Source organism: Rhodoplanes roseus, from assembly GCF_003258865.1.
Taxonomy (GTDB): Bacteria; Pseudomonadota; Alphaproteobacteria; order Rhizobiales; family Xanthobacteraceae; genus Rhodoplanes; species Rhodoplanes roseus.
Window position 1 is genome coordinate 1 of record NZ_NPEX01000343.1, and the last position, 5,528, is coordinate 5,528.

Annotated in this window: 5 protein-coding genes; 3 read left to right on the forward strand and 2 right to left on the reverse strand. The window is 70.5% G+C overall.

Going from position 1 to position 5,528, the window contains the following annotated elements; translation table 11 throughout:
• Positions 1-63: 63 nt before the first annotated feature.
• A complete protein-coding gene (locus CH341_RS27590; protein WP_111422159.1) occupies positions 64-1,065 on the reverse strand; it encodes an LLM class flavin-dependent oxidoreductase in 1,002 nt (333 codons plus the stop codon).
• A gap of 45 nt (positions 1,066-1,110) precedes the next feature.
• On the reverse strand, positions 1,111-2,292 hold the full coding sequence (locus tag CH341_RS27595; protein ID WP_111422160.1) for a M24 family metallopeptidase: 1,182 nt from the start codon (positions 2,290-2,292) through the stop codon (positions 1,111-1,113).
• 226 nt (positions 2,293-2,518) lie between these two features.
• Here CH341_RS27595 and CH341_RS27600 point away from each other — a divergent pair, with 226 nt between their 5' ends.
• From CH341_RS27600 to CH341_RS27610, 3 genes are all read left to right on the forward strand, one after another.
• A complete protein-coding gene (locus tag CH341_RS27600) occupies positions 2,519-3,388 on the forward strand; it encodes an FAD binding domain-containing protein (protein WP_111422161.1) in 870 nt (289 codons plus the stop codon).
• On the forward strand, positions 3,385-3,873 hold the full coding sequence (locus CH341_RS27605; RefSeq protein ID WP_111422162.1) for a (2Fe-2S)-binding protein: 489 nt from the start codon (positions 3,385-3,387) through the stop codon (positions 3,871-3,873). The genes CH341_RS27600 and CH341_RS27605 overlap by 4 nt, the downstream gene beginning before the upstream one ends.
• Positions 3,870-5,528 (forward strand): xanthine dehydrogenase family protein molybdopterin-binding subunit (locus tag CH341_RS27610; protein WP_111422163.1); only part of this gene is annotated, 1,659 nt, incomplete at its 3' end. The genes CH341_RS27605 and CH341_RS27610, both read left to right, overlap by 4 nt.

Below are 5,528 nucleotides of genomic sequence, written 5' to 3' on the forward strand. Positions count from 1 at the left end.
GAGCGCGTGCCTTGCACGCGCCCGACCCTCCCCCTCCAGGGGAGGGTGAGCGAGGAGGCCGCCTCACTTGCAGTGCGGCATGATCTCCTCGGCGAACCAGTGCACCTGCTCGAGATACTCGGCCTGCGAGTTCACGGCGAGCGCCATGGCCGAGCAGTGGTCGACGCCCATGGCCTTCAACTGGTGGATCTTGTCGATGATGAGCTGCGGCGAGCCGACCAGGTTGCCGGTGACCTGATGGGCCGGATCGCGACCCGTGTAGGCGAGGGACTTGCGGTGCGCGACCAGGCCGCTGCGCATGTAGGTCTCCTCGGCCGCCTGGTCGGTCTTGCCGATGAGCAGCGAGAACTGCGGCGCCACCTCGATCGACATCGGATCGCGGCCGAGCTCCTCGGCGCGGCGGCGCAGCACCGTGATCCGCTCGGCGATCTCGTGGAAGGGCCGCCAGCCGGGCAGCCAGCCCATGCCGATGCTCGCGGCGCGCTCGATCGCCTGCATGTTGTGGCCGCCGATATAGAGCGCGAAGGGCGTCTGCTTCGGCTTCGGGAACATCTCCAAGTCGGTGAACGAGTAGTACTTGCCCTCGAAGGTCGAGACCTTGTCCTCGGTCAGCGTCTTGAAGCAGGCGAGGCCCTCGTCCAGCATGTCGCCGCGCCGCGCCCCCGGATAGCGCTGGCCGGCCCACGCCTCGAACTCCTCGCGGTAGGCGCCGAGCCCGACCGCCAGGATCATGCGGCCGCCGGTCATCTGGTCGATCGTCGCGACCTGCTTGGCGAGATAGACGGGCTCGCGCATCGGCATCACCAGCAGCGAGGTGCCGAGCCGGATGCGGCTCGTCGCCTGGCCGATCATGGCGAGCGTGATCAGCACGTCGTAGAAGTTCGGCGGCTCGGGGAAGATCTCGCGGACATAGTGCTGCGTCGTGATGTGGTCGTTGCCGAACACCGCGTCGTAGCCGAGCTTCTCGCACAGCACCGCGGTGCTGATCAGGTCCTGCGGCTCGCAGAACGGGATCGGATAGACGAGGCCCTCGTATCCGGTCGCCAGGCACACCGAGAATTTCATTCGCGTCACTCCGATCCGACCAGATGGTTTGCTTGCACGCGCGGCTCAGAGCCGGCGCAGCGCCGTGTCGAGCGTCATCAGCGACTCGGCGCCGTCGCGCGTGACCCGCACCATGTCCTCGACCTGGATGCCGGCGAAGCCGAGCTCGTAATAGGGCGTCTCGATGCACGCCACCATGTCCTCCTCGAACACGCTGGTGGTGGAGGCGGCGATGTTGGGCGGATCGTAGCCGTCGACCCCGATGCCGTGGCCGACATGGCTGCGATTGAAATGCGGGATGCCCTCGCGGCGGACCGTCTCGACCACCTCGTCGAACAGGTCGGAGACCTTCACGCCCGGCTTGATCACGTCGTAGGCGCGCAGCACACCCTTCTCCACCGCCGCGTAGTAGCGCGCGACCTTGGGATCGGGCTCGCCCAGCACGGCGCCGCGCGACATGTCGGAGCGGTAGTGCTTGTAGCGGCCGCCGACGTCGAAGCGGATCAGGTCGCCGCGCTTCAGCGCGCGGTCGGACGGCTGCACGTTGATCATCGCGCTCCTGGTGCCGAAGCCGATGCAGCCGACCACCGGGGCGGCGTCGTTCGTCACCAGATGGGCGTTGAAGGCGCGCAGCATCTCGCGCTCGGTGATCCCTTCGGCCGCCACCGCGAGCGCCGCGTCGATGGCGCCCTCGGTGATGCGGGCGGCCTTGCGCAGGATCGCGATCTCGTCGGCGGTCTTGACCGAGCGGACGTGCTCGAACAGCGCGAAGGCGCGCACGAAGGTCGCGTCGGGCAGCAGCGCCTGGAGCTGCTCCATGCATTGCGGCGTGATGCCCATCTCGTCGAGCCCGAACCGTCCCCGGCTCAGGCCCTTCTCCTGGATGGCGGCGACCAGCGCCTCGACCGGGCCCTTCGCGGCCGGGCCGGCGAACAGGTCGCGCTGCATCGCGTCGGCGGCGTCGAGAGTCGCGGTCTCGTCGACGTTCATCTCGAAATAGCCGTAGCGCCGGATCTCCTTCACCCAGAGATCCTGGTCCGGCACCAGATCGAGAATCCCGGAATTGGCGACGATGCAGGGCGCCTCGTCCCTGGGATGCAGCACATAGGCCTGCGGGCCGCGGCGCACCCACTGCGACATCGCCCAGAAGCCGCTCAGATAGGTGACGTTCTCGGCACAGGTGGCGATCACGGCGTCGAGCTTTTCACGCGCCATCATGGCCTGGAGACGGGGAAGGTTCGTGAGCATTCGCAGACCCGATCGCTGTGTGCCGAATAATGGAACAGTGTTTCAAAATAGTGTGGCCGGGGCGAAACCCGAAGTCAATCGACGTGGAGAGCGGCGCGGTCGAAATTGACAACGCGGACGGCGCGGTGCGACTGTTGTGGAACAGTGTCCCGCTATTCGGCGCAGCATCTCCGCGCCCGGGCACGCTCCCGCAGGATCGACCGGCGATGCCGGTCCGGAGACCCAGGTGAAGCTGCCGAACTTCGACTACGCGTGTCCGACCTCGCTCGCCGAGGCGATCGATCTGCTGGCGCGCCACGACGGCGACGCCAAGCCGATCAGCGGCGGCCAGAGCCTGATGCCGATGCTCGCCTTCCGGCTCGCGGCGCCGTCGCTGCTGGTCGATCTCCGCCTCGTGCCGGGGCTCGATCGCATCACGGTGGACGAGAGCGGCGTCGAGCTCGGCGCCCGCGTGCGCTGGCGCGACGTCGAGGCGGACGAGCGGCTCGCGCGTGCCTGCCCGCTGCTCGCCGCCGCCATCCCGCACATCGCGCATTATCAGATCCGCAACCGCGGCACGATCGGCGGCAGCCTCGCCCATGCCGATCCGGCCGCCGAGCTGCCCGCCGTGGCGCTCGCCTGCGCGGCCGAGATCGTGATCGAGGGGCCGGACGGGCGCCGCGTGGTGGCGGCGCAGGACTTCTTCCTCGGGCCGCTGACGACGGCGCTCGAGCCGGCCGAGCTGATCGTCGCCGTGAGATTTCCGCCGTGGCCCGCGGCGCGCCGCCACGGCTTCCAGGAGTTCTCGCGACGCCGGGGCGATTTCGCGCTCGCGGGCGTCGCCCTGTTCTTCGACGAGGAGTCCGGCCTGATCGGCAACGCCCATGTCGCCGGCTTCGGGATCGGCGACGTGCCGCAGCGGCTCGCCGGCGCCGAGGCCGAGCTGAACGGCCGCGCGCCGACGCTCGAGACCTTCGCGGCCGCGGCGCGCGCCGCCGCGGCTGAGGTCGCCCCGCAGACCGACATCCATGCGGAGGCCGACTATCGCCGCGCGCTGCTCGGCACCCTCACCGAACGCACGCTCGCGCAGGCCGCGGGCCTCGGACACGCCGCATGACCACTGAACGCATCACCCTCACGATCAATGGCACCGAGACGACGCTCGACGTGCCGGTCCGCATGACCCTCGCGGATGCCTTGCGCGAAAAGGCGCGGCTCACCGGTACGCATGTCGCCTGCGAGCACGGCGTCTGCGGCGCCTGCACGGTCCTGGTCGACGGGCTGGCGGTGCGCTCCTGCCTGATGCTCGCCGTGCAGGCCGACGGCGCCGAGATCCTCACGGTCGAGGGCCTCGCGCCCGACGGCGCGCTGTCGCCGCTGCAGGCGTCGTTCCGGGCCCATCACGCGCTCCAGTGCGGCTTCTGCACGCCCGGCATCCTCACCACCATGCACGCGCTGCTGACCGCCGAGCCGGACGCCGACGAGGAGCGCATCCGCGACGTGCTGTCCGGCAATCTGTGCCGCTGCACCGGCTATCTGCCCATCGTCGAGGCCGTGCTGGCGGCGCGCGACTCGTATCGCCGCACGGAGGAGACGCCGTGAGCGCGCCGCACCCGAGCCGGCCCAACGTCCTGGTCGGCAGCCCGGTCGAGCGCGTCGAGGATCCGCGCCTGCTCACCGGGCGGGGCCAGTATGTCGGCGACCTCGCGCCCGAGACGGCGCTGCACGGCGCGGTGCTGCGCAGCCCGCAGGCGCACGGGATTCTCCGCGCCGTCGACACGAGCGCGGCGCGTGCGATGCCGGGCGTGGTCGCGGTGTTCACGGCGGCCGATGTCGGCGATCCGCTGCCGATGATCCCGCAGCGCCAGCACGGGCTGCCGGAGGGCGAGGCCTATCTGCAGCCGGTCCTCGCCACCGGCAAGGTGCGCTATGTCGGCGAGCCGGTGGCGTTCGTGGTGGCGACCGATCCGGCCGTCGCCGAGGATGCGCTGGAGGCGATCGCGCTCGACATCGCGCCGCTGCCGCCGGTCGCCGACCACCTCGCGGCGCTGCGCGACGAGTCGCTGCTGTTCGAGGCGGCCGGCAGCAACCGCATCGCGGTGATGCGGTCGCGCCGCGGCGATGCCGACGCGGCCTTCGCGGCGGCGGACTACACGCGGCGGGCGCAGTTCAGCACCCAGCGCCACACGGCACTGCCGATGGAGCCGCGCGGCCTGTGCGCGACCTACGATGCCGGGACGGGCCGGCTGACGCTCTACGGCGCCACCAAGGTGCTGTTCTACAACCGGCGGACGCTCGCCGGCCTGCTCGGCCTCGACCCCGCCGCCGTCGATCTGATCGAGGTCGATGTCGGCGGCGGCTTCGGCGCTCGCGGCGAGATCTATCCGGAGGATTTCCTGGTGCCGTTCGCGGCGCTGCGGCTCGGCGTCCCGGTGCGCTGGGCCGAGGATCGCCGCGAGCACCTCGCCGCCACCAATCACGCCCGCGAGTATCACGCCGACCTGGAGATCGCCTGCCGGCGCGACGGCTTCGTGCTGGCCTTGCGCGGCACCGTCGACGCCGATCTCGGCGCCTATGCGCGCACCAACGGCTTCACGGCGCCGCGCAACGTCGTGCAGTTCATGCCCGGCCCCTATCAGGTGCCGAGCATCGCGCTCGACGCCAATCTGCTGGTCACCAACAAGACGCCGGCCGGCACCTATCGCGGGCCCGGCCGTTTCGAGACGAGCTTCTTCTGCGAGCGCCTGTTCGACATGGCGGCGCAGGATCTCGGCATCGATCCGGTGGCGTTCCGCCGCCGCAACCTCCTCGGCCCGGACCAGCTCCCCTATGCGTTCCCCGAGATCGTCGGCGTCGACGCCACGACCGAGCTGGACAACGGCGACTACGGCCACGTCCTCCAGCGCTGCCTCGACGAATTCGGCTGGGCCGAGAAGGCCGCCCTGCAGGGCGAGCTGATCGACGGGCGCTGGCACGGGATCGCCTGTGCCTGCTTCATCGAGGGTGGCGGCGGCGCGCCGCGCGAGAACGCAAGGCTCACCGTCGAGCCGGACGGCGGCATCACGGTGAATGTCGGCTCCTCGGCGATCGGGCAGGGGCTCGCCACCATCCTGTCGCAGATCGCCGCCGACGAGCTCGGCCTGCCGATGAGCGCGGTGCGGCTGCGCCACGGCTCCACCACGCTGGTGCAGGAAGGCTGGGGCTCGTTCCATTCGCGCTCCACCGTGATGGGCGGCTCTGCCATCCTGGTCGCCGCG

What these genes read in the sequence shown, in the direction of transcription:
- CH341_RS27590 (WP_111422159.1), bottom strand. Translation starts at nt 1,065, where the DNA reads ATGAAATTCTCGGTGTGCCTGGCGACCGGATACGAGGGCCTCGTCTAT.
- CH341_RS27595 (WP_111422160.1), bottom strand. Translation starts at nt 2,292, where the DNA reads ATGCTCACGAACCTTCCCCGTCTCCAGGCCATGATGGCGCGTGAAAAG.
- CH341_RS27605 (WP_111422162.1), top strand. Translation starts at nt 3,385, where the DNA reads ATGACCACTGAACGCATCACCCTCACGATCAATGGCACCGAGACGACG.